Source organism: Wolbachia endosymbiont (group E) of Neria commutata, assembly GCF_964026735.1.
In the GTDB taxonomy this organism is placed as follows: domain Bacteria; phylum Pseudomonadota; class Alphaproteobacteria; order Rickettsiales; family Anaplasmataceae; genus Wolbachia.
Map to the genome: position 1 here is coordinate 221,355 of NZ_OZ034692.1, position 19,199 is coordinate 240,553.

General features: G+C 35.2%; 17 protein-coding genes, 2 rRNA genes and 3 pseudogenes. 14 read left to right on the forward strand and 8 right to left on the reverse strand.

Annotated features, from left to right (window positions below; translation table 11 throughout):
* Nucleotides 1-2: 2 nt before the first annotated feature.
* Nucleotides 3-1,079, reverse strand: coding sequence for a methyltransferase domain-containing protein (locus AAGD89_RS01100; RefSeq protein ID WP_341808494.1), 1,077 nt, complete (start codon nucleotides 1,077-1,079; stop codon nucleotides 3-5).
* 344 nt (nucleotides 1,080-1,423) lie between these two features.
* On the opposite strand from AAGD89_RS01100, the gene AAGD89_RS01105 reads away from it, so the two are divergent.
* A 23S ribosomal RNA gene (locus tag AAGD89_RS01105) occupies nucleotides 1,424-4,214 on the forward strand.
* A gap of 65 nt (nucleotides 4,215-4,279) precedes the next feature.
* Nucleotides 4,280-4,386, forward strand: a 5S ribosomal RNA gene (gene rrf / locus AAGD89_RS01110).
* Between the two features lie 83 nt (nucleotides 4,387-4,469).
* Here the strand turns inward: rrf and AAGD89_RS01115 are convergent.
* From AAGD89_RS01115 to rpmH, 3 genes are all read right to left on the reverse strand, one after another.
* On the reverse strand, nucleotides 4,470-4,769 hold the full coding sequence (locus tag AAGD89_RS01115; protein ID WP_341808495.1) for a hypothetical protein: 300 nt from the start codon (nucleotides 4,767-4,769) through the stop codon (nucleotides 4,470-4,472).
* A gap of 86 nt (nucleotides 4,770-4,855) precedes the next feature.
* On the reverse strand, nucleotides 4,856-5,113 hold the full coding sequence (rnpA, locus tag AAGD89_RS01120; RefSeq protein ID WP_341808496.1) for a ribonuclease P protein component: 258 nt from the start codon (nucleotides 5,111-5,113) through the stop codon (nucleotides 4,856-4,858).
* A gap of 94 nt (nucleotides 5,114-5,207) precedes the next feature.
* Nucleotides 5,208-5,342, reverse strand: a complete 135-nt coding sequence (gene rpmH / locus AAGD89_RS01125) for a 50S ribosomal protein L34 (protein WP_006279898.1) — start codon at nucleotides 5,340-5,342, stop codon at nucleotides 5,208-5,210.
* A gap of 100 nt (nucleotides 5,343-5,442) precedes the next feature.
* Between rpmH and pstC the strand changes: the two genes are divergently transcribed.
* The 6 genes from pstC (at nucleotide 5,443) to AAGD89_RS01155 (ending at nucleotide 10,120) form a co-directional block, all read left to right on the forward strand.
* The gene (pstC, locus tag AAGD89_RS01130) at nucleotides 5,443-6,399 is read left to right on the forward strand and encodes a phosphate ABC transporter permease subunit PstC (RefSeq protein WP_410541865.1); all 957 of its coding nucleotides are present in this window, start codon (nucleotides 5,443-5,445) and stop codon (nucleotides 6,397-6,399) included.
* A 93-nt stretch (nucleotides 6,400-6,492) separates the two neighbouring features.
* Entirely contained in the window at nucleotides 6,493-7,923 is a 1,431-nt protein-coding gene (gene atpD, locus AAGD89_RS01135) for a F0F1 ATP synthase subunit beta (RefSeq protein ID WP_341808886.1), read from the forward strand.
* Nucleotides 7,924-7,928: 5 nt separating this feature from the next.
* Nucleotides 7,929-8,246 (forward strand): F0F1 ATP synthase subunit epsilon, encoded by a 318-nt coding sequence (locus AAGD89_RS01140; RefSeq protein ID WP_341808497.1) that lies wholly within the window; start codon nucleotides 7,929-7,931, stop codon nucleotides 8,244-8,246.
* A gap of 163 nt (nucleotides 8,247-8,409) precedes the next feature.
* A complete protein-coding gene (locus AAGD89_RS01145) occupies nucleotides 8,410-8,598 on the forward strand; it encodes a hypothetical protein (RefSeq protein WP_341808498.1) in 189 nt (62 codons plus the stop codon).
* A 67-nt stretch (nucleotides 8,599-8,665) separates the two neighbouring features.
* Nucleotides 8,666-9,451: an ankyrin repeat domain-containing protein gene (locus AAGD89_RS01150; RefSeq protein ID WP_341808499.1), complete on the forward strand. Its 786-nt coding sequence runs from the start codon at nucleotides 8,666-8,668 to the stop codon at nucleotides 9,449-9,451.
* A gap of 12 nt (nucleotides 9,452-9,463) precedes the next feature.
* The gene (locus AAGD89_RS01155) at nucleotides 9,464-10,120 is read left to right on the forward strand and encodes a transaldolase family protein (RefSeq protein ID WP_341808500.1); all 657 of its coding nucleotides are present in this window, start codon (nucleotides 9,464-9,466) and stop codon (nucleotides 10,118-10,120) included.
* A 241-nt stretch (nucleotides 10,121-10,361) separates the two neighbouring features.
* Here the strand turns inward: AAGD89_RS01155 and AAGD89_RS01160 are convergent, their stop codons facing one another.
* The gene (locus tag AAGD89_RS01160) at nucleotides 10,362-10,508 is read right to left on the reverse strand and encodes a hypothetical protein (protein ID WP_341808501.1); all 147 of its coding nucleotides are present in this window, start codon (nucleotides 10,506-10,508) and stop codon (nucleotides 10,362-10,364) included.
* Nucleotides 10,509-10,688: 180 nt separating this feature from the next.
* On the opposite strand from AAGD89_RS01160, the gene AAGD89_RS01165 reads away from it, so the two are divergent.
* Nucleotides 10,689-11,975 carry an IS4 family transposase gene (locus AAGD89_RS01165; RefSeq protein ID WP_341808887.1) on the forward strand — a complete coding sequence of 429 codons (1,287 nt, stop codon included), beginning with the start codon at nucleotides 10,689-10,691 and terminating at the stop codon, nucleotides 11,973-11,975.
* Nucleotides 11,976-12,260: 285 nt separating this feature from the next.
* A pseudogene (locus AAGD89_RS01170) lies at nucleotides 12,261-12,750 on the forward strand (transposase family protein); the annotation flags it as partial.
* 255 nt (nucleotides 12,751-13,005) lie between these two features.
* Here AAGD89_RS01170 and AAGD89_RS01175 read toward each other — a convergent pair.
* Both AAGD89_RS01175 and AAGD89_RS01180 read right to left on the reverse strand, forming a co-directional pair.
* Nucleotides 13,006-13,767: a cytochrome c1 gene (locus AAGD89_RS01175; RefSeq protein WP_341808502.1), complete on the reverse strand. Its 762-nt coding sequence runs from the start codon at nucleotides 13,765-13,767 to the stop codon at nucleotides 13,006-13,008.
* A complete protein-coding gene (locus AAGD89_RS01180; protein WP_341808503.1) occupies nucleotides 13,767-14,996 on the reverse strand; it encodes a cytochrome b/b6 in 1,230 nt (409 codons plus the stop codon). The genes AAGD89_RS01175 and AAGD89_RS01180 overlap by 1 nt, the downstream gene beginning before the upstream one ends.
* Nucleotides 14,997-15,161: 165 nt before the next feature.
* Between AAGD89_RS01180 and AAGD89_RS01185 the strand changes: the two genes are divergently transcribed.
* From AAGD89_RS01185 to AAGD89_RS01200, 4 genes and pseudogenes are all read left to right on the forward strand, one after another.
* Nucleotides 15,162-15,812, forward strand: coding sequence for a hypothetical protein (locus tag AAGD89_RS01185; protein WP_341808504.1), 651 nt, complete (start codon nucleotides 15,162-15,164; stop codon nucleotides 15,810-15,812).
* Between the two features lie 257 nt (nucleotides 15,813-16,069).
* Nucleotides 16,070-16,947 (forward strand): annotated as a pseudogene (locus tag AAGD89_RS01190) (transposase family protein).
* A 241-nt stretch (nucleotides 16,948-17,188) separates the two neighbouring features.
* Entirely contained in the window at nucleotides 17,189-18,022 is an 834-nt protein-coding gene (locus tag AAGD89_RS01195) for a YihY/virulence factor BrkB family protein (RefSeq protein WP_341808505.1), read from the forward strand.
* The gene (locus AAGD89_RS01200) at nucleotides 18,009-18,782 is read left to right on the forward strand and encodes an SDR family oxidoreductase (protein WP_341808506.1); all 774 of its coding nucleotides are present in this window, start codon (nucleotides 18,009-18,011) and stop codon (nucleotides 18,780-18,782) included. The genes AAGD89_RS01195 and AAGD89_RS01200 overlap by 14 nt, the downstream gene beginning before the upstream one ends.
* 145 nt (nucleotides 18,783-18,927) lie before the next feature.
* Here the strand turns inward: AAGD89_RS01200 and AAGD89_RS01205 are convergent.
* Nucleotides 18,928-19,095: pseudogene (locus tag AAGD89_RS01205) on the reverse strand (transposase); the annotation flags it as partial.
* Nucleotides 19,096-19,199: the final 104 nt, after the last annotated feature.

Sequence of the window (19,199 nt, forward strand, 5' to 3'; positions counted from 1 at the left end):
TTTTAAGTTAGGCTTTTCGAATTTTTTTGTGGATGCTGTAACGCAAACAAGATACCGTCAACCTGACTGCCATATATTTTACAGTAACTCATATAACTTATTTGCATACTTATTTCTTTTGCAACATGTTGAACATAACTTTCTGAGTGCCGAAAATAATCTCCTTTGTTTACAAAGTCAACACCTTCACCCTCCTTTCTTCTTATTAGACATACGATAACTCCTTTTTTACTTATAAATCTTTTTGCTAATTCTAATTCTGACTGAAAATCATGTAGATAATGTAATACTTCAGCGAGGATAATAACATCATACTGGTGACTTTTCTCTTGTTTAAGAAATTCTGTTATTTCCATATGTATTAATTCATTATAAACAGGTTTACCTTTTATAAAGCACCCTCTTGCAATATTCAGCATTCTACTTGAAATGTCAATTCCTGTTATGTGATTTCCAGCATTATGTATTTTTAAGAAGTGACCGCATATTCCAGTTCCGCAGCCAAGATCAAGTATACTAAGTTTAGAAGTGGAATCATTAAAGATTTTTGTGATAATCATATGCACAAGTTCATGGCCTCTATATTGCTTAGCAATCAACCAATGCTCTACAAAATATTCACCTGTATAATCAAAATATTGCTTTATTAGATTTTTAGGTAATTCTGTAATGGGTGTTGGGTTCGTCATTTTTTTTATATAATAAGACGCTTCTTGATGATCGTTATCTAACTTTAGCGTCTTTGTTAAATAGGTATAAGCTTTGTTTGTATTTCCTACTGCAAAATGGCATCTACCAATGTTGTACCAAACAATAGGTAAGTTGGAGTGAAATATACTGATTAACCAAAATCTTAACTTTGCATCTGATATGTTTCCTTTATAAAAGTGATATAAACCGATTTCAATATTGGTGTTTAGTAGGTTTTTAGACTTTTCAAGAAGTGTTGTCGTTTCTTTATGAAGGGCGTAACATTTATTCACAACAAAGTACTTCACTTTTTTGACATTAAACACACTAAGGAACTTATACATAAAACTCAAAATAACATTTTTTATAAAGGATAAACTATTTTTCATACCTTAAAAATACCCCGAATGTTCATATCTTTTTTAGGAAAAATTGATTTTTAAAACATTTTATACTACAAAATATCTTTTTCATTAATTTTCATTGTACATAATTTATTACACAAATGTCTAAATTATAGATTTTAGTTACTTAAGGATTATTAGTATATTGTTGTTGCGAGTGTAAGTAAATGTTTTGTGTATAAAAAGCATTGACAGATTATTTGTTGGGTTATAAGATATAAAAAGTTAATTTAGTTTTTAGATGTTTGACAAGTTTTATGGTAGAGATTAATTTAATCTCAATTCAATTTTAATAATATTTAACTCTGCATATTCTGCATATAGTCAGTAAATAAATTATTAAGAGCACTTGATGGATGCCTTGGCGTTAAGAGGCGATGAAGGACGTGGCAGGCTGCGATAAGCTGCGGGGAATTGTCAACAAATTTTGATCCGCAGATTTCCGAATGGGGAAACCCAACTAGTTTAGCTAGTTATTACATGTTGAATAAATATGTAAAGCAAACTTGGTGAACTGAAATATCTAAGTAGCCAAAGGAAAAGAAATCAACCGAGATTCTGTTAGTAGTGACGAGCGAAAGCGGAACAGGCCAGTGATTTAAGAATAAGAATTAGAATACTCTGGAAATAGTAACCATAGAAGGTGATAGTCCTGTATAAGTAGAAAGTTTTTAAATCCTTGAGTAGAGCGGGACACGTGAAATCCTGTTTGAATATGGGGGGACCATCCTCCAAGCCTAAATACTCCTTAACGACCGATAGTGAACGAGTACCGTGAGGGAAAGGTGAAAAGAACCCCGGGAGGGGAGTGAAAGAGAATCTGAAATCGAGTGCTTACAAACAGTTGGAGCTCTATATTCTTTTACAAAAGCAATTTTGTGATTAATGTATATTAGAGTGACAGCGTACCTTTTGCATAATGGGTCAGCGAGTTAATCTGTGAAGCAAGCTTAAGCCGTTAGGTGTAGGCATAGCGAAAGCAAGTCTGAATAGGGCGTTTTAGTTTTACGGATTAGACCCGAAACCAAGTGATCTAGTCATGACCAGATTGAAGGTGTGGTAAAACACACTGGAGGATCGAACCAGTTAATGTTGCAACATTATTGGATGAGTTGTGATTAGGGGTGAAAGGCCAATCAAACTTGGAAATAGCTGGTTCTCCGCGAAATCTATTTAGGTAGAGCGTTGTATGTATGTTATCGGGGGTAGAGCACTGGATAGACTAGGGGGATTCACCGTCTTACCAAATCTAACTAAACTCCGAATACCGATAATTAATTATACAGCAGACACACTGCGGGTGCTAAGTCCGTGGTGAAAAGGGAAACAACCCAGATCACTATCTAAGGTCCCAAAATTACAGCTAAGTGGGGAAGGAAGTAGAAAAACCATTACAGCTAGGAGGTTGGCTTGGAAGCAGCCATCCTTTAAAGAAAGCGTAACAGCTCACTTGTCTAAATAAGTTTTTCTGCGCTGAAAATGTACCGGGGCTAAAGCTGTATACCGAAGATGTGGGTGCTTATTGATTTCGATCGATAGGCGCGGTAGCGGAGCGTTCCGTAAGCCTGTGAAGGTGGTTTGTGAAAACTGCTGGAGGTATCGGAAGTGAGAATGCTGACATAAGTAGCGTAAAAGAGTGTGAAAAACACTCTCACCGAAAATCTAAGGGTTCCTACGTTAAGTTAATCTGCGTAGGGTTAGTCGGTTCCTAAGGCGAGTCCGTAAAGGAGTAGTCGATGGCAATCAGGTTAATATTCCTGAACCTCGTAAGTGTGACGGATTTTGTATTTGTATAACACCTTATTGGATTGGTTTATGCTTAAAAGAAGTCCCAGGAAATAGCACTTATATTTATGAGGCCGTACCGTAAACCGACACTGGTGGATGAGTAGAGTATACTAAGGTGTTGAAAGAATGATGTTGAAGGAACTCGGCAAATTATACCTGTAACTTCGGAAGAAGGGTAACCTGTTTTTAGGCAACTATTAGCAGGTGGCACAAAATAGGGAGTAACGACTGTTTACTAAAAACACAGGACTCTGCAAACACGTAAGTGGAAGTATAGGGTCTGACGCCTGCCCGGTGCTGGAAGGTTAATAGGAAGGGTGCAAGCTCCGAATTGAAGCCCCAGTAAACGGCGGCCGTAACACTGACGGTCCTAAGGTAGCGAAATTCCTTGTCGGGTAAGTTCCGACCCGCACGAATGGCGTAACGATTTCTCCACTGTCTCCAACATCAATTCAGCGAAATTGAATTCCCCGTGCAGATGCGGGGTACCCGCGGTTAGACGAAGAGACCCCGTGCACCTTTACTATAGCTTTACATTGCTATTAAAAGCGTGATGTGCAGGATAGGTGGGAGACTTTGAAGTTATGGCGCTAGCTATAATGGAGTCACCCTTGAGATACCACCCTTTACGCTTTTGATACCTAACTATGTTTCATTATCTGAAACTAGGACATTGTATGGTGGGTAGTTTGACTGGGGCGGTCGCCTCCTAAAAAGTAACGGAGGCGTGCGAAGGTAAGCTAGAGCTGGTCGGAAATCAGCTTGATAGTATAATGGCATAAGCTTGCCTGACTGCGAGGCTGACAAGCCAAGCAGAGACGAAAGTCGGTCATAGTGATCCGGTGATTCTGTATGGAAGGGTCATCGCTCAACGGATAAAAGGTACGCCGGGGATAACAGGCTGATGGTGTTCGAGAGTTCATATCGACGACACCGTTTGGCACCTCGATGTCGACTCATCACATCCTGGGGCTGAAGAAGGTCCCAAGGGTTCGGCTGTTCGCCGATTAAAGTGATACGTGAGTTGGGTTTAGAACGTCGTGAGACAGTTCGGTTTCTATCTGCCGTGGGTGAAGGAAATTTGAGAAGATCTGACTCTAGTACGAGAGGACCGAGATGGATATACCTCTGGTGTACCAGCTGTTATGCCAATAGCATCGCTGGGTAGCTATGTATAGATGGGATAATTGCTGAAAGCATATAAGCAAGAAACCCTCTTCAAAAAGATTTCCCTATTAAGGCCGTGGGAGACTACCACGTTGATAGGCTAGGTGTGGAAGCATGGTAACATGTGAAGCTAACTAGTACTAATAGCCTGATCGATTTATTTTCTTTCTATATGTGTATATGCAGTGTTAAATATTAAATTATTGGATTATATTAGAGATTTTTATTGACTTGGTGGCTATAGCAAAAATGAAACACCCGATCTCATCTCGAACTCGGAAGTGAAACTTTTTAGCGCTGATGGTACTTGAAAAGGGAGAGTAGGTCGCTGCCAAGTTTATAAAAATCTCTTTATATTTTATCAATTAAGGCATTCTGGTTACTTTCATAATGAAAGTAATACGATCTTTTTTTTGAGTTTTAAAATTTTATACTAGGCTTTTTAAACGTTGCCAGGTTGTCTGTTTTTTCTTTTACTTGCTCTAAAGTGTTTTCTGATAATTGTGAAAGAGGTTCTTCTAAAGCTTTATTATTTTTCTGAAGTAAGCTGTTTTTTACATTAGAGCCTGTGTTTAGGTTTCTTTCCATTAGTATTGCTTGTAGCATTATTGATTTTGGATCTTTTAACCCTCGACACTTAGGATTTTCTGCGTTTAGTTCATTTTCCTTAAACCATGCAAGTATTTTTTCTTTTTTTTGTTGAAAGTTATCCCCTACCATTAAACACCTATTAACTTTATTTTAAATAATTTTATTCATACTATCATTAAAAAAGTAATTGTAAATACTTTAATTGAGGTTTTTTCTTATTTTATTCTTTTTAAGCAAATAGTTAGATCTTTTTGTAAATTTTGATAACTTGCTTGCATAATGTTTTTGTTAGTTAATATTATGTAGTAGTGTCCTACATTACTTGGATTTAAAATGCTAGTTTTAGCAAGTATCCGTAAGCGCCTTTTGATTTTGTTTCTTTTTGTTGCTTTTCCTGTTTTTTTACTGACGGCTAAGCCTAACCTAATGGTCTGGATGTGTTTTTCAGGTTCTCTTTCCTTTATAGCGTACAACGATACATAAAGCCCGCGATAAAAAAGACTTCCATTTATTAACCTGTTTTTAAAAGCAAAGGAAAAATCTTTTTTTTTATACTCGATAACTTAACTATGCGCATAATTTATTGCATCCAAGTGAACGGCGTCTGTTGAGGATTTTCCTTCCAGCTCTTGTTGCCATACGTGAACGAAAACCATGCCTACGCTTTCTTATCAAATTTTTTGGTTGAAATGTCCTCTTCATTGTTTTTATATTAGATATAATTGTAAATTATAGATTATTTTACTTCATTGTCAAATAATGGTTAAATGTTATTGTAAGCTAATATATTAAAAATGAGTTTATACTAAGCGTGATAACAGCCTTATTCATATCTGCATTATTTTTTTTGGCGTTTGCTTTTATCTTTAAAAGTAAAAGGAATAAGATAATAAAGCTTTCATTATTTCTGGCTTTAGCTATATCGTTCCTTGTCACTTTATTTATAATGTTATCCATTTTTACTCAATCTATTGGGTTTTTTAATAAGGTATCTCTTTCGGAGTTCTTGTTTTGCCTCAAATGGAGCCATAACGCAGTAATCATTAATGAAGAAAAGGTAGGATGTTTTGGTATAGCGCCGCTCTTGGTTGGTACATTGCTTATAACTATTGTGGCAATGGTGGTCGTTATTCCGCTTGGTTTGTTTTCTGCAATATATATTAGTGAATACGCTAGTGAAAAAGTCCGTTATGTTGTTAACACAGCTTTGCAAGTTTTATCTGCTATTCCCACAGTTGTATATGGATATTTTTCAGTTGTTTTTCTGTCTTCCTTTATCAAGCGGATAGCAAATTTATTTGGTTTGAGTATACATTCAGAGAGTGCGTTGGTTGCTGGGCTCGCAATTGGAATAATGATTCTTCCTTTTATTATTTCTTTGCTTGAAGATGCGATAAGATCTGTGCCAAAAAGCTTGCGTTATGGTTTTATGGCGCTCGGAGCAACTCCGGCGGAAACCATGTGGCATATAACAATACCATATGCAATGCCTACAATTTTGAGTGCAATTTTATTATCAATTTCAAGGGTGATAGGTGAAACAATGATTGTATTAATGGCTATTGGTATCAACGCAAATTTGACTTTTAACCCTCTTCATTCGGTTACTACAATCACTGTGCAAATTGCTACACTACTCACTGGAGATCAGGATTTTAGTAGTGTGCAAACTCTTGCTGCTTATGCGCTTAGTTTAGTGCTCTTTATTATTACTTGGTTACTGAATGCGTTTGCACTGTTTATAATAAAGCGTAACTAGCAAATGTTTTAATGTTGCAAAATCTCTATTAACAATATAGAATTTATTTTTTTAAGAAGTTCTTTTGTAGTGTCAAGTGATAAAAATAAAAAGATGAATATAGGTAAAGTAGTTAAAGTAACTCAAGCAGTTATTGACTTAAGATTTGAAGATGAGTTACCTAAAATCTTAAATGCTCTAAGAAGTAAATTAAAATACAATGGCAAGCATTTAATTTTAGAAGTTGCACAGCATATAGGTGACAATATAGTTCGTTGCATTGCAATGGATAGCACGGATGGTGTATCCAGAGATGACGAGTTCGTTGATACAGGTGCTCCAATATCAGTTCCAATTGGGCGTGCAACTTTAGGAAGAATTTTTAATGTTGTTGGGGAGCTTATAGATGAGTGTGGTCCACTGAGTGAAAAGTGTGACTTAGAGCCTATACATAGGGCACCACCAAGTTTTATAGAACAAAGAATACAAGAAGAAGTTTTAGTTACCGGAATAAAAGTTATAGATCTTCTTGCGCCTTACCTGAAAGGTGGCAAGATCGGCCTATTTGGTGGAGCTGGTGTTGGTAAAACAGTCCTGATAATGGAATTAATTAACAATATAGCAAAAGCACATAAAGGATTTTCTGTGTTTGCAGGGGTAGGGGAGAGAACGCGTGAAGGTAATGACCTTTATCATGAGATGATTACTTCAAATGTAATTAACATAGATGATCAAGAAAAGTCTCAAGCTGTCTTAGTTTATGGTCAGATGAATGAACCTCCAGGGGCAAGAGCCAGGGTAGCTTTAACAGCGCTTACTATGGCAGAGTATTTTCGTGATAAGGAAAATCAAGATGTTCTATTTTTTGTAGATAATATTTTTAGGTTTACTCAAGCTGGTTCTGAAATTTCTGCTTTGCTTGGAAGAATACCGTCAGCCGTTGGTTACCAACCAACACTTGCAACTGACATGGGCTTAATGCAGGAAAGAATAGCTTCAACTACCGCAGGTTCTATTACTTCTGTTCAGGCCATATATGTTCCTGCAGATGACTTAACTGATCCAGCTCCAGCGACAACTTTTTCTCACCTTGATGCAACTACAGTATTGTCAAGGCAAATAGCTGAAATGGGAATATATCCTGCTGTTGATCCACTTGATTCAACTTCTCAGTCTTTATCTGCTGAAATAATTGGTGAAGAGCATTATAATATTGCTTCTGAAGTGAAGCGTATCTTGCAAACTTATAAGTCATTACAGGATATCATTGCCATACTTGGTATGGATGAGTTGTCTGATGAAGATAAAATTATTGTAGATAGAGCTCGTAAAATTCAGAAATTTCTTTCTCAGCCTTTCCATGTTGCAGAAATATTCACTGGTATGCCTGGTAAATTTGTTTCACTTTCTGATACTGTTTCTAGTTTTAAAGGTATTATTGAGGGTAAATATGATCACTTGCCAGAGGCTGCTTTTTATATGGTAGGAAATATAGATGAAGCAATAAAGAAGGCTGAATTGATAAAAGCTGAAGCTAGAAATTAAAGATTATGAATACTTTTAAAGTACAGTTTTTTTCTCCTGATAATAAAATTTCATTTAGCGATGTAGTTTCTCTTACATTAAGTGGATTGGGGGGAGAGTTTATGGTTTTAGCTAACCATGCTCCTTACTTAATTTATATATTGCCTGGTGTAGTGACTGTTAAGATAGATAATCAACAAGAAGAAAAAATTGTAATTGATAATGGCGTGTTAGAAGTTGCAAATAATAATTGTAGTATTATAACCAATCAGGTTCATGTTTTTGATAATTTGATTCATGATGAGAGATTAATAAAAAATAAAGGCCTCAACATACAATTTTGATAACATCAATCCATAATAAATTATGCGTTATTTTATGCTAAAAATGCTATTATGGAAAATGCTCTTGACTATATGAACATCTTTTCTGTAATATTAATTTAGAAATATAAAGGCTTTTTTATTAAAGCTTTTATGCAAAATAATTTATTAGTGAGGCATTGTTATGTTAAGTTTAGAGGTAAAAAAAGAGTTGTTGGGCTATATTAATGATAAAGGTTTCAGAGCAGCTGTATCCTGTATAGATGAATTTTTGCAAGAATCTTCTGACGAAGGGATTAAGGCTCAAAGAATTGAGGAAATAAAAAATTTTATTTCTGGAGAAGGATTTATACAAGCCCTTAAGGGTAGATGAATTTCCAGATATTCAAAGTGGCAGTACTGATATCGAGGAGTATATCGATATTTCAGATGACTATGGAATGACTATATTAGATCATGCTGCTGAAAATGGCTTGGTAGATGTAGTTGGTTTATTGTGTGCAATAGGTGCTGATGTAAATCATATAAGCGATAACGGGTTTACTCCTATATTTCTTGCTATTATTGGTGCTAAAGATGAAAATGAAAGTGATGTTTTAAATATAGTACAATTATTATGTAATAGTGGTGCTGATGTAAATTATGTAAATAAAGACAAGGATTCAGAATATATAGGATTTACTCCTATGCGCACTGCTATTGAAAAGCGTTCTTCGGGTATAGTTAAAGTATTGTGTGAAAATGGAGCAGATATATTCGTTTTTGTAAATGATATAATGGTTAAAACATTACGTAAAGATAGAAAAGAGGTGTTTTATTTCAAAGATAATTTAAAGGAAAAAGGATGTTCTCCAAAAAAAGGAGGTGTTTCTCCTCCTAAAAAGGATCAAGGATATAAATGTTTTGATTCAGTATTGCATTTTGCCGCAAGAACTGGTGAAACGGAATTAATACTTTCCTGTATAGAGAATCTAAGAAAGAAAATTCCAAATCAATATAAAGGTTCAGGATTTCATACATCAAGGCATAAACTTTCTCTTGAAATGCTCTTGAATATGAAAGATATTAATGGTAAGACAGCACTGGATTTAGCTGAAAGTAATAGTCCTGAAGTTGCAAAAATGCTAAAGGAAGAGTTAAATAAGTTAAAACGACCAGCATATAGTATGTTTGTAGGTAAAGGTGCGCCTGTTGTTAGTCACTCTAATTATGATATGATGCGATAAGGGGATATTAATATGGAAATTTTTCTTGATAGTGCTGATTTAAATGAAATTAGAGAATTAGAAGGTTCCGCTGACGGCCTAACAACTAATCCTTCATTAATAGCAAAATTAATAGCAAAATCCGAACGCAAAGGTCAGAGTAAGGATTTAGTGACTGAAATATGCATTATTATGAAGGGGCGGCCTGTTAGTGTTGAAGTGACTGCTGATCAGTGTGAAGAGATGATCAAAGAGGGTCTCGAGCTGGCAAAAATTTCTGATAATATTATAGTAAAGTTACCACTTACACGTGATGGATTAATTTCTTGTAAAAGGTTGTTGACAGAGCATAATATTCATGCTAATATCACATTATGTTTTTCTCCTGGACAAGCACTGCTCGCCGCTAAGGCCGGTGCTTGTTTTATTTCTCCCTTTGTTGGTCGTCTTGATGATGTAGGTTATGACGGGCTATCTCTGATTAAGGATATACGTACTATATACTCTAATTACAAATTTGATACTAAAATTCTTGTTGCATCAGTAAGAAGTCCAGCGCATGTTGTAGAAGCTGCAAAGCTTGGTGCTGACTCAATTACTGTGCCGGCAAAAATACTAAGACAATTAATCAAACATCCACTTACCGATCAGGGCCTTGCAATATTTAAGAAGGACTGGAATGAGGAATAAGCACCTATAGCACTTTTCAAAGTAAATAATAGGAATATAATATAACATTTGGGTTGTAGGAAATGGCTGTTACACAGCAGAATTCTTTTGAAATTCATATTTATAACATCCAATAAAAAAATGCTTGCATAGCTTTGCACGCTAAGTTATTATGTAAAATATTAGCTACAAATGCATAGTGAGGGTAAATCTAGTGTATAATGAAAAGCAAAAAGAATAAGCGAAAAAGTTAAGCTTGAGCTTAACGTTCACAATTATTTTCAACATCACTTAATATTGAACTTACACTTACTGTTCTTGATAATGTACCACCCTCAGACGAAATGCTTGTTACTGAACTATTTGTTGGTGATTCCGATCTTTCTTCACCGAATAGAGGTGAACCCATATAACCACTATCGTCGGGATTATATGGGTTCTCACTTGGTAGGCTTGGCCTTGGAGCTGGGATGGGAAGCTCAGGTTTTATTCACTGCCATTAAGTTAAGAGAAAAGGATGGACTATATTAATAAATCAAGTAAAATTCCTAAACTTAAAGGAAAAATAATATGAGTAAAAAAAACAATAATCGAATTCATAAAAAATAAATTGATAAGTTTAAACTTTATAAATGATCACAAAGTATCACCAAAAGACTTTCTACGAAAAAGAAAATTGCCTTTTATTGATGTATTCATTTTGATTTTCAGAAAAAGTGTGAAATCATTACAAGTGATGCTCAATGAATTTATTCTGTACACGATGAGAGATTATACAGTTACTGCAAGTGCTTTTACCCAAGTAAGACAGAAGCTAAAGTATACTGCATTTTCAGAACTTAATGATGATGTAGTTTCCCTATATTACCAGGATCAGGAGTTTAAAACTCACCATGGTTTCAGGGTACTTGCATTTGATGCTTCTATATTAATTCTACCAAAAAGTGATGAGGTAATAGAGGAGTTTGGCTCAAGAGCAGTATGGAATGGAGTTCAGAGGTTTGAAGATTATACAAGTGCAACCTTTGAAGCTTGTTATGATGTGCTAAATAATATTGCAATAAAATCGGTGTTAAGTAGAGGTGACAGTTATGAAGTTGATTTAGCAACCGATATGCTTGAAAGCCTCAGTTCAGATGACTTACTAATCTGTGATAGAGGGTATGTATCTTATCGATTTATTGCCGAGCTTACGGAAAGGAAAATTAATTATGTAATTCGTTGTCCAAGTTCATCTTTTAGTGAAGTAAACGATATGTTTAAGCCGGGCAGTCCCTCTAGTACAATAGCAGTAGCTACTGCACCTATTAAAGTGGCAAGGCAGCTAAGAAAGCTAGGATTACCTGATGAAATGGAATTTAGGCTAGTTAAAATCATACTTTCCTCTGGTGAAATTGAAGTGCTAATTACATCATTATTAGATGAGCAGCAATTTAAGGTTGAGGAATTTGAAGAGTTATACTACTTACGTTGGGGAATAGAAACATTTTTTTCTAAACTCAAAGGAAGGTTAGGCTTAGAGAATTTTACAGGTAAAAGTGTTGAAACTATTAAGCAGGATTTTTGGTCAACCATTTTTATTAGCAACCTAGAAAGTATTATGACAGAAGATGTAGAAGAGGCATTGAATGCAGACCTAGCTGATAGTAAGCTTGAAAAAAGCATTAATAAATCTGTTTCATTTAATGCAATTAAAAACTTAGCTTTCGATATTTTTTCTACAGAATCGGACATGGATTGCGTTATGGAGCAATTATCTAAGTTATTTTTAACAAACACTTTAGTTGTAAGGAAGGGGAGGAAAGTTGATCTTCATAAGATATCTGATGTTCGTTCACTCAATTACCAAAAAAGGGCTAGAAAACACGTATTTTGAATACTACCCTACTCATTTCTGAAAGACAGTATTCCTGGAGCAACTTTTGTCAAATCTTCTGTAAAATGACTTTTAAATAAGCTATTTCTTAACTAATTTACATCTAAGAGTTTATCTACTTTAAAGTTTGCTCTATTTTGTTTTAGCATTTGCCATAACTCCTTAATCACTACAAACTTTTTTGTTCAATTTTTAGCCATTCCTTCCTTAACTTAATGGCAGTGATGTCAATAGCCCCCCTGCGAAAAGCAAAAAATAGGTAAAAAACACAAGAAAGTGTATAGAATACAAATTTTGGTGGATGTTGCTGAGCAGCCGATACAGCGGCCGAAAGACAGCAAAAAACGTAAGAAAAGTTATTCCGGAAAGAAAAAAAATGACCACAATAAAAACCGAAATTGTGATCGAGGGAAATGGGCAAATTCTGTCTGTTTCAAGATCACATCGAGGTCGAATGCATGATTTTCGCATAAGAAAACAGGAAAAATTGTTGGCCAAAGATAGCATAAAATATGCCGATTCTGGCTATCAAGGTTGGCAAAAACTGCAGAAAAACGTTGTGATTCCGTACAAAAAATACCGTAAAAAGCCATTAACGGAGGAGCAAAAGGAGCATAATCGAAAGTTGGCATCGTTCAGGATGCGTGTGGAAAATAAAATTCGCGAGATAAAAATTTTTAAGATTATGTCAAATGTTTACAGAAATTTTCAGAAGAAATATAACATGAGATTCAATATTATTGCGGGTATTGTAAATTTGCGGCATGGTTTTTAATAATTTTTGGGCTGGGGATTTCTTACCTGATTTTATCAGCAACTTGCTTCACGTTGTTTCGCAGGGGGGCTATTTTTCCTTACCTCAAAACCTTCATTATAGATCTTTTTTGGCTTTATGCTAGTTTCAAAGAGGTCTAATGACAAAAATAAGCACTAGAACGACACAAGAGGAGTGGTACTGGGATAACATCATACGGATCGCTGGAATGACAAAAGGTTGGCTCTACCTACATGACCTATTGGGAGCTAACAACTATTTCTTCTTATAAAGTTTACTCCATACTTTCTTGTTAGTTAGCACAAAAAATACTGTTAAAATTACAAAATATGCCACTACTTTTAACCCAAGCTTGTGCCTCCGTTCCATTTCTGGTTCTGCTGCCCATTGCAAAAAGCTCACTATATCATATGCCATATTTTCAACTGTAGCTTCCCTATCACCGTCATATTGCACTAACCCTTCAGACAATGGTGGCGCCATGGCTAATCTGCCCGTTGAAAAATAAGGATTAAAATACAAATCATTTTCATCATGCTCATCACCTTTATAACCAGTAAGTAGTGAATAAACATAATTTGCACCATCATGTCTTGCTTTAGCAATCAACGATAAATCTGGTGGAACTGCACCATTATTGCTTGCCGCTGCTGCTTCTTTTGAATCAAAAGGTGCAATAAAATAGTCTGAAGGTACTCCAGGTCTGTCAAACATTTCACCTAAATCATTAGGGCCAGCTTTCACTTGATAAGAAGCTGCAATCTGTTTTACGTCTTCTTCAGAAAATCCGACATCTTGTAAATTATGAAATGCCACCCTATTCATCGAGTGACAAGCAGCACAGACTTCCTTATATACCTTATAGCCACGTTGAATTGATTCTCTATCAAAAGATCCAGTAATTCCGTCAAATTTCCAGTCCATTTTTTTGTTTGGCAATGGTTGAAATTCTTCAGCAAATACAAAGCTAGACAGAAATAATATGAAAAGCATTACCAACACATTTCTCACCAGCATTACTTCATCTCCGGCACAGAGTCACTTAAAGTTTTTGGTGGTTCCTTTGGCTTTTCATACTTACTAAGAAGCGGCAAAATTATTACAAAATATGCAAAGTAATAAAAAGTGGATAACCTACTCATAGTAATGTAAGGCTCTTTTACTTCCTGCCCACCTAGCCAACCAAGAAGCAAAAAATTCACTAAAAAGACCCAGAAAAATTTCTTAAATATGGGGCGATAAGCACCACTTTTGACTTTAGATTTATCAAGCCAAGGCAAAAGAAACCAAACCAAAATAGATGCAAACATGGTAAGCACGCCAATAAGTTTATCTGGAATTGAACGTAGCATCGCATAAAAAGGTAAAAAATACCACTCTGGTACTATGTGAACCGGAGTTACCATAGAGTCAGCTTCTATATAATTGTCTGGGTGTCCAAGATAATTGGGAGCATAAAAAACAAACGCAAATAAAATTACAAAAAACAAACCAAACGTTATGCAATCTTTGGCTATATAGTAAGGATAAATTGGAATGGTATCTTTACTTGACTTTACTTCCACTCCACTTGGATTACCGGAGCCAAATCTGTGTAGTGCAATAACATGCAGCATAGCAAGCGCTACAATAATAAAAGGTAATAAATAATGCAGAGCAAAAAAACGATTGAGTGTTGGATTATCGATAGAGAAGCCACCCCATAGCCATATAACTATTTTATTACCAATCAAAGGTATTGCTGAAAACATGGTAGTTATAACCGTTGCACCCCAGAAACTCATTTGTCCCCAAGGTAGGACATATCCCATAAAGGCAGTGGCCATCATTGCAAAAAATATGAATATACCAACAAACCACACCATCTCTCGCGGTCTCTTATAAGAACCGTAATATAATCCTCGCATTATATGTGCATAAACCGCCATGAAGAAAAGTGATGCTCCAACTGCATGAGTGTAGCGTATCAGCCATCCATAGTTTACGTCACGCATTATACGCTCTACGCTATTGAATGCGTGGTCAACATGCGGAGTATAGTGCATAGCAAGAAATATGCCTGTAATAATTTGTAAAATCAGTGCTATGCCAGCCAAAAAACCAAAATTCCAGGCATAATTCAAGTTTTTTGGCACCTGATAAGAAGCGGTATGTTTTAGAAAAGAAAATATAGGCAGTCTATACTCTATCCATCCTAGTATGCCTTTTTCTTCTTTTATTGTTTCTTTTTTGTCATCTTCCTGCATAACTCAAACCTTTCTGAACGTATGTTCATTGACACCTTTAATCTTGCTTTTTTTATTGTAGCAACTTATCCCCTGTACACAATAAAAAATTTATCACAGTGCAAGTATTGACTTATCAGATATTTATGGCATAATATTATTACCTTATTAATTGAAAAGGTAAATATGTATATATGCACTTTTGGGAAAAACGGCATAGATTTTAGCGTGTATGCTGAAGAAGTTAATTATAACACCACAATCAAAGTATCTATAACTTGGGAAATAAACTCAGGAGACATTGCCTATTGCAAGGCTGGAGACAATAATGATCTTCTCAATACAATCATTGAAAGAAATATGCTACCTAATAAAATTGAAGTAGGAGTTTTGCTTAATCTTGAAGAAATGAAAGATGTAGGATTTGATGAAAAAGATATAGTGAAAATTAAACAACTTATGAAAGATTATCCTAACAGCATAAGTTGGACAGAGCACTATGAAAAAGATGAAAATGAAGAAAAGACTGATAGCTTTCCAATAAGAGTAGAAGTAGTTTGGGAAAAAGATGGGGAAAATTGGGTAAAGGCAATCGAAGATTGGAATAGGGAACTTGATTTAGAATATATGAATTTTCTTGATGTAATAAAGATTGAGCATGAGCAATTTAACATAGAAGTAAGTGGTGAAGTTGTGAATATAAATGAATTAATGTCAATGGTAAATGAGCGTCATGATACCTTCTCACCTCTAGACTGGATTTGTGTCTATCCATTACCATTAGATCGTACACATGTATTACCAGAGCATACACACGCTCAACTACTTGTTGAATAAATAACATATCAGTGAGTTTGGTGGTGAGTTGCTGTCTTCAACAGCTTATCACTAGACATACTAGACCCCCTGCGAAACAACGTGAAGCAAGTTGCTGATAAAATCTGGTAAGAAATCCCCAGCCCAAAAATTATTAAAAACCATGCTGCAAATTCACAATTCCGGTTGCTCCTACGATAGTAGACCCCCTGCGAAAAGGTAGAAAGTAGGTAAAAACGACTAAAAAGCATGTAAAATGAAAATTTTAGAAGAGTAAAATAGCAATAAGTTATGCAAAAGTTTCAAAGACCCAGTATATTTTCAGGCAATTAACGGGTCTGACAACAGAAGAATTTGAAAAAATAGTGGAAAAAGTGCGTCCAGAGTGGGAAAAAGAGGAAAGACAGAAAAAACGTCACGGAAGAAAATCGCATGTTGAGGCACTAGAAGACAGGATTTTATGTGTTCTAATTTATTACAGAACGTACATAACGCATCCATTTTTAGGGTTTTTGTTTAATTTGCACAACTCAAATATTTGCCGATTTTAGGGTTTTTGTTTAATTTGCACAACTCAAATATTTGCCGACTTTTGAAGAAAATGGAGCCATTATTGGCCAAAAAAATTACTATAAAAAAGGATAGAACGCTGACTCCAGAAAGGATTTTAAAAATTTTAGCAGACGTTACGGAGCAACCGATACAACGGCCGAAAGACAGCAAAAAACGTAAAAAATCTTATTCTAGAAAGAAAAAAATGACCACAATAAAAACCGAAATTGTGATTGAGGGAAATGGGCAAATTCTGTCTGTTTCAAGATCACATCGAGGCCGAATTCACGATTTTCGCATAAGAAAACAGGAAAAATTGTTGGCCAAAGATAGCATAAAATATGCTGATTCTGGCTATCAAGGTTGGCAAAAATTGCAGAAAAACGTTGTGATTCCATACAAAAAATACCGTAAAAAGCCACTAACGGAGGGGCAGAAGGAGCATAATCGAAAGTTGGCATCGTTCAGGATGGGAGTGGAAAATAAGATTCGCGAGATAAAAATCTTCAAAATAATGTCAAATATTTACCGCAATTTTCAGAAGAAATACAACATGAGATTCAATATTATAGCAGGAATTGTGAATTTGAGGCACGGGTTTTAATAATTTTTGGGCTGGGGATTTCTACCAGATTTTATCAGCAACTTGCTTCACGTTGTTTCGCAGGGGGTCTCATGATTAGAAAAATTTTTCTCATTATGCCTCTTATGATCTACCTCATATTCAATTATTTTCCATTGTGATGAAATTTTAGCAAATGGTAGGGAATTTTTGGCATAGCAAGGCAGATTATTTTACTTATAAATATATTTTATTTCATTTAGAATATTCTACCTAGTTGTTCATGATTATAGTGAATAAGTTACTACAGAAATTTTATACTATTGTTTATTGCCTTTATCGTGCTTTAATTGACACGATTTACAATGATGGAATAGAGCATGCTGGGTACTTGTCATTTTTACTTTTGTTATCAATATTTCCTTTTCTAATTGTTTTAATGGCCTTGGCGTCAACGTTTGCAAATTTCTTAGACCAATATAACATTGGCTGGGTGTTTATTATTGATAACATGCCACAGGATATTCTCGCATCTTTGATGCCGCGTATTAGAGAGATAATCTCAGGTCCACCGCAAAGTCTATTAACTTTAGCAATAGTAGGTTCTGTTTGGACTGCTTCATCGACAGTTGAAGGATTCAGAACAGTATTAAATAAGGCTTATAAAGTTCCTGTTTCTCCACCTTATATATGGAGAAGAGTACTCAGTATATTACAGTTTTTAGTGATCACGCTTATTATAACTCTAACTATAGTGTTCTCTACGCTCGTACCAATGCTAGTTGATTTTACCTATCAGGGCATAAGTTATACTAAATACCTGCTCATTGAGTTTATACTTTTTACGATTGTTTCTTGGTTATATTTTATGTTACCAAACATAAAACAAAATTTCTCAGATGTATTTCCTGGATCTTGTGTAGCCGTTATTCTTTGGACAATTTCTGCTTCGGCCTTCAAGCAATACTTGAAAGCTTCATTTGATCAGCTGAACTTGATATATGGCAGTTTAGGAGGCGTGGTAGTGTCGTTACTATTTTTTTATATGCTAAGTTTAATTTTTATCTATGGAGCAAAATTTAATTTTCAGTTAAAATATTTCAATGAATCTCGCTAATGGAAAAGAAATGGGTAAATTAGAAGGTAAAGTAGCTTTAATTACTGGAGCTTCAGGTGGAATAGGGTCTGCTGTTGCAAAAAGGTTTGTGAGAGAAGGTGCTAATGTAATTTTGGTTTCAAGATCTATTGCTAATCTAAAGCTACTATATAGTGAAATTGAAGGGTTTGAAGAATTTAAAGAAGGTTCTGTGAAGTTAATTCAGCTTGATCTTTTGGATTTTGAAAATGTAGAGATACTAGCAAGTATGGTAGAGAGTTTGAATCTATCAGAATCAGGAGCGCTCGATATATTAATAACATGTGCTGGAGTATTAGGTAAACTGAGCCTCATTCAAGATTATGAGCTTGAAGAATTTCAGAACATAATGAATACGAACTTTACTGCCAATTGGTACTTACTAAAAAATTTAGATCCAATGCTAAAAAAATCTGATGCTGGAAGAATAATATTTATCACTTCAGAAGTGACATTTTCTCCTTCTTCTTACCCATATTGGGTGCCTTATGCTACAAGTAAAGCTGCGCTGGAAACAATGGTGAAAATATACGCATCTGAAACAAAGCATACAAAACTATGCATAAATGCTGTATATCCAGAAGGACCTGTGGATAGTGGAATATATAAACAAGCGTTTTCTGGAAGAGATATATCAGAATTAATATCGCCTTATGAACTAACAGATAAATTTGTGGAGTTAGCATCTGGAGATTGTATCATATCAGGAGAAATCTTGCCACTTAGCAAATCTTCTGGATGAACTCTGTAGATTTTCATATTGGTACATTCTCAGTCTGAGCCAGCTTTTGATCGTATGCAATTATACTCTGAGACTGTACATCTGTATCCGTTCAGCGGAGCGGTAAAATAAGTAGTAGACAAGAAATGCTAAAAATATAATATAGCTAATCAAAAAAAGCTTTCCCGGATTCTTGAAATATAAACTCAATTGCATTGTTAATATTTGGCCAAAAATTTGGTAGAATTTTTCTTACAGCATGTTTAATAGCAAACCAAAAGTGCTCAATTGGGTTTAAATCAGGGGAATATGGTGGTAAAAACAGCATCGACAACATTGCAAAAAACAATTTGGAGTTCAAAAGGGTGATTCCTCGAGAACTACTGCGTCAGAAAGCTGGCGCTGAATTTGTATATAATGTTGAACTTGGAGGTTTTT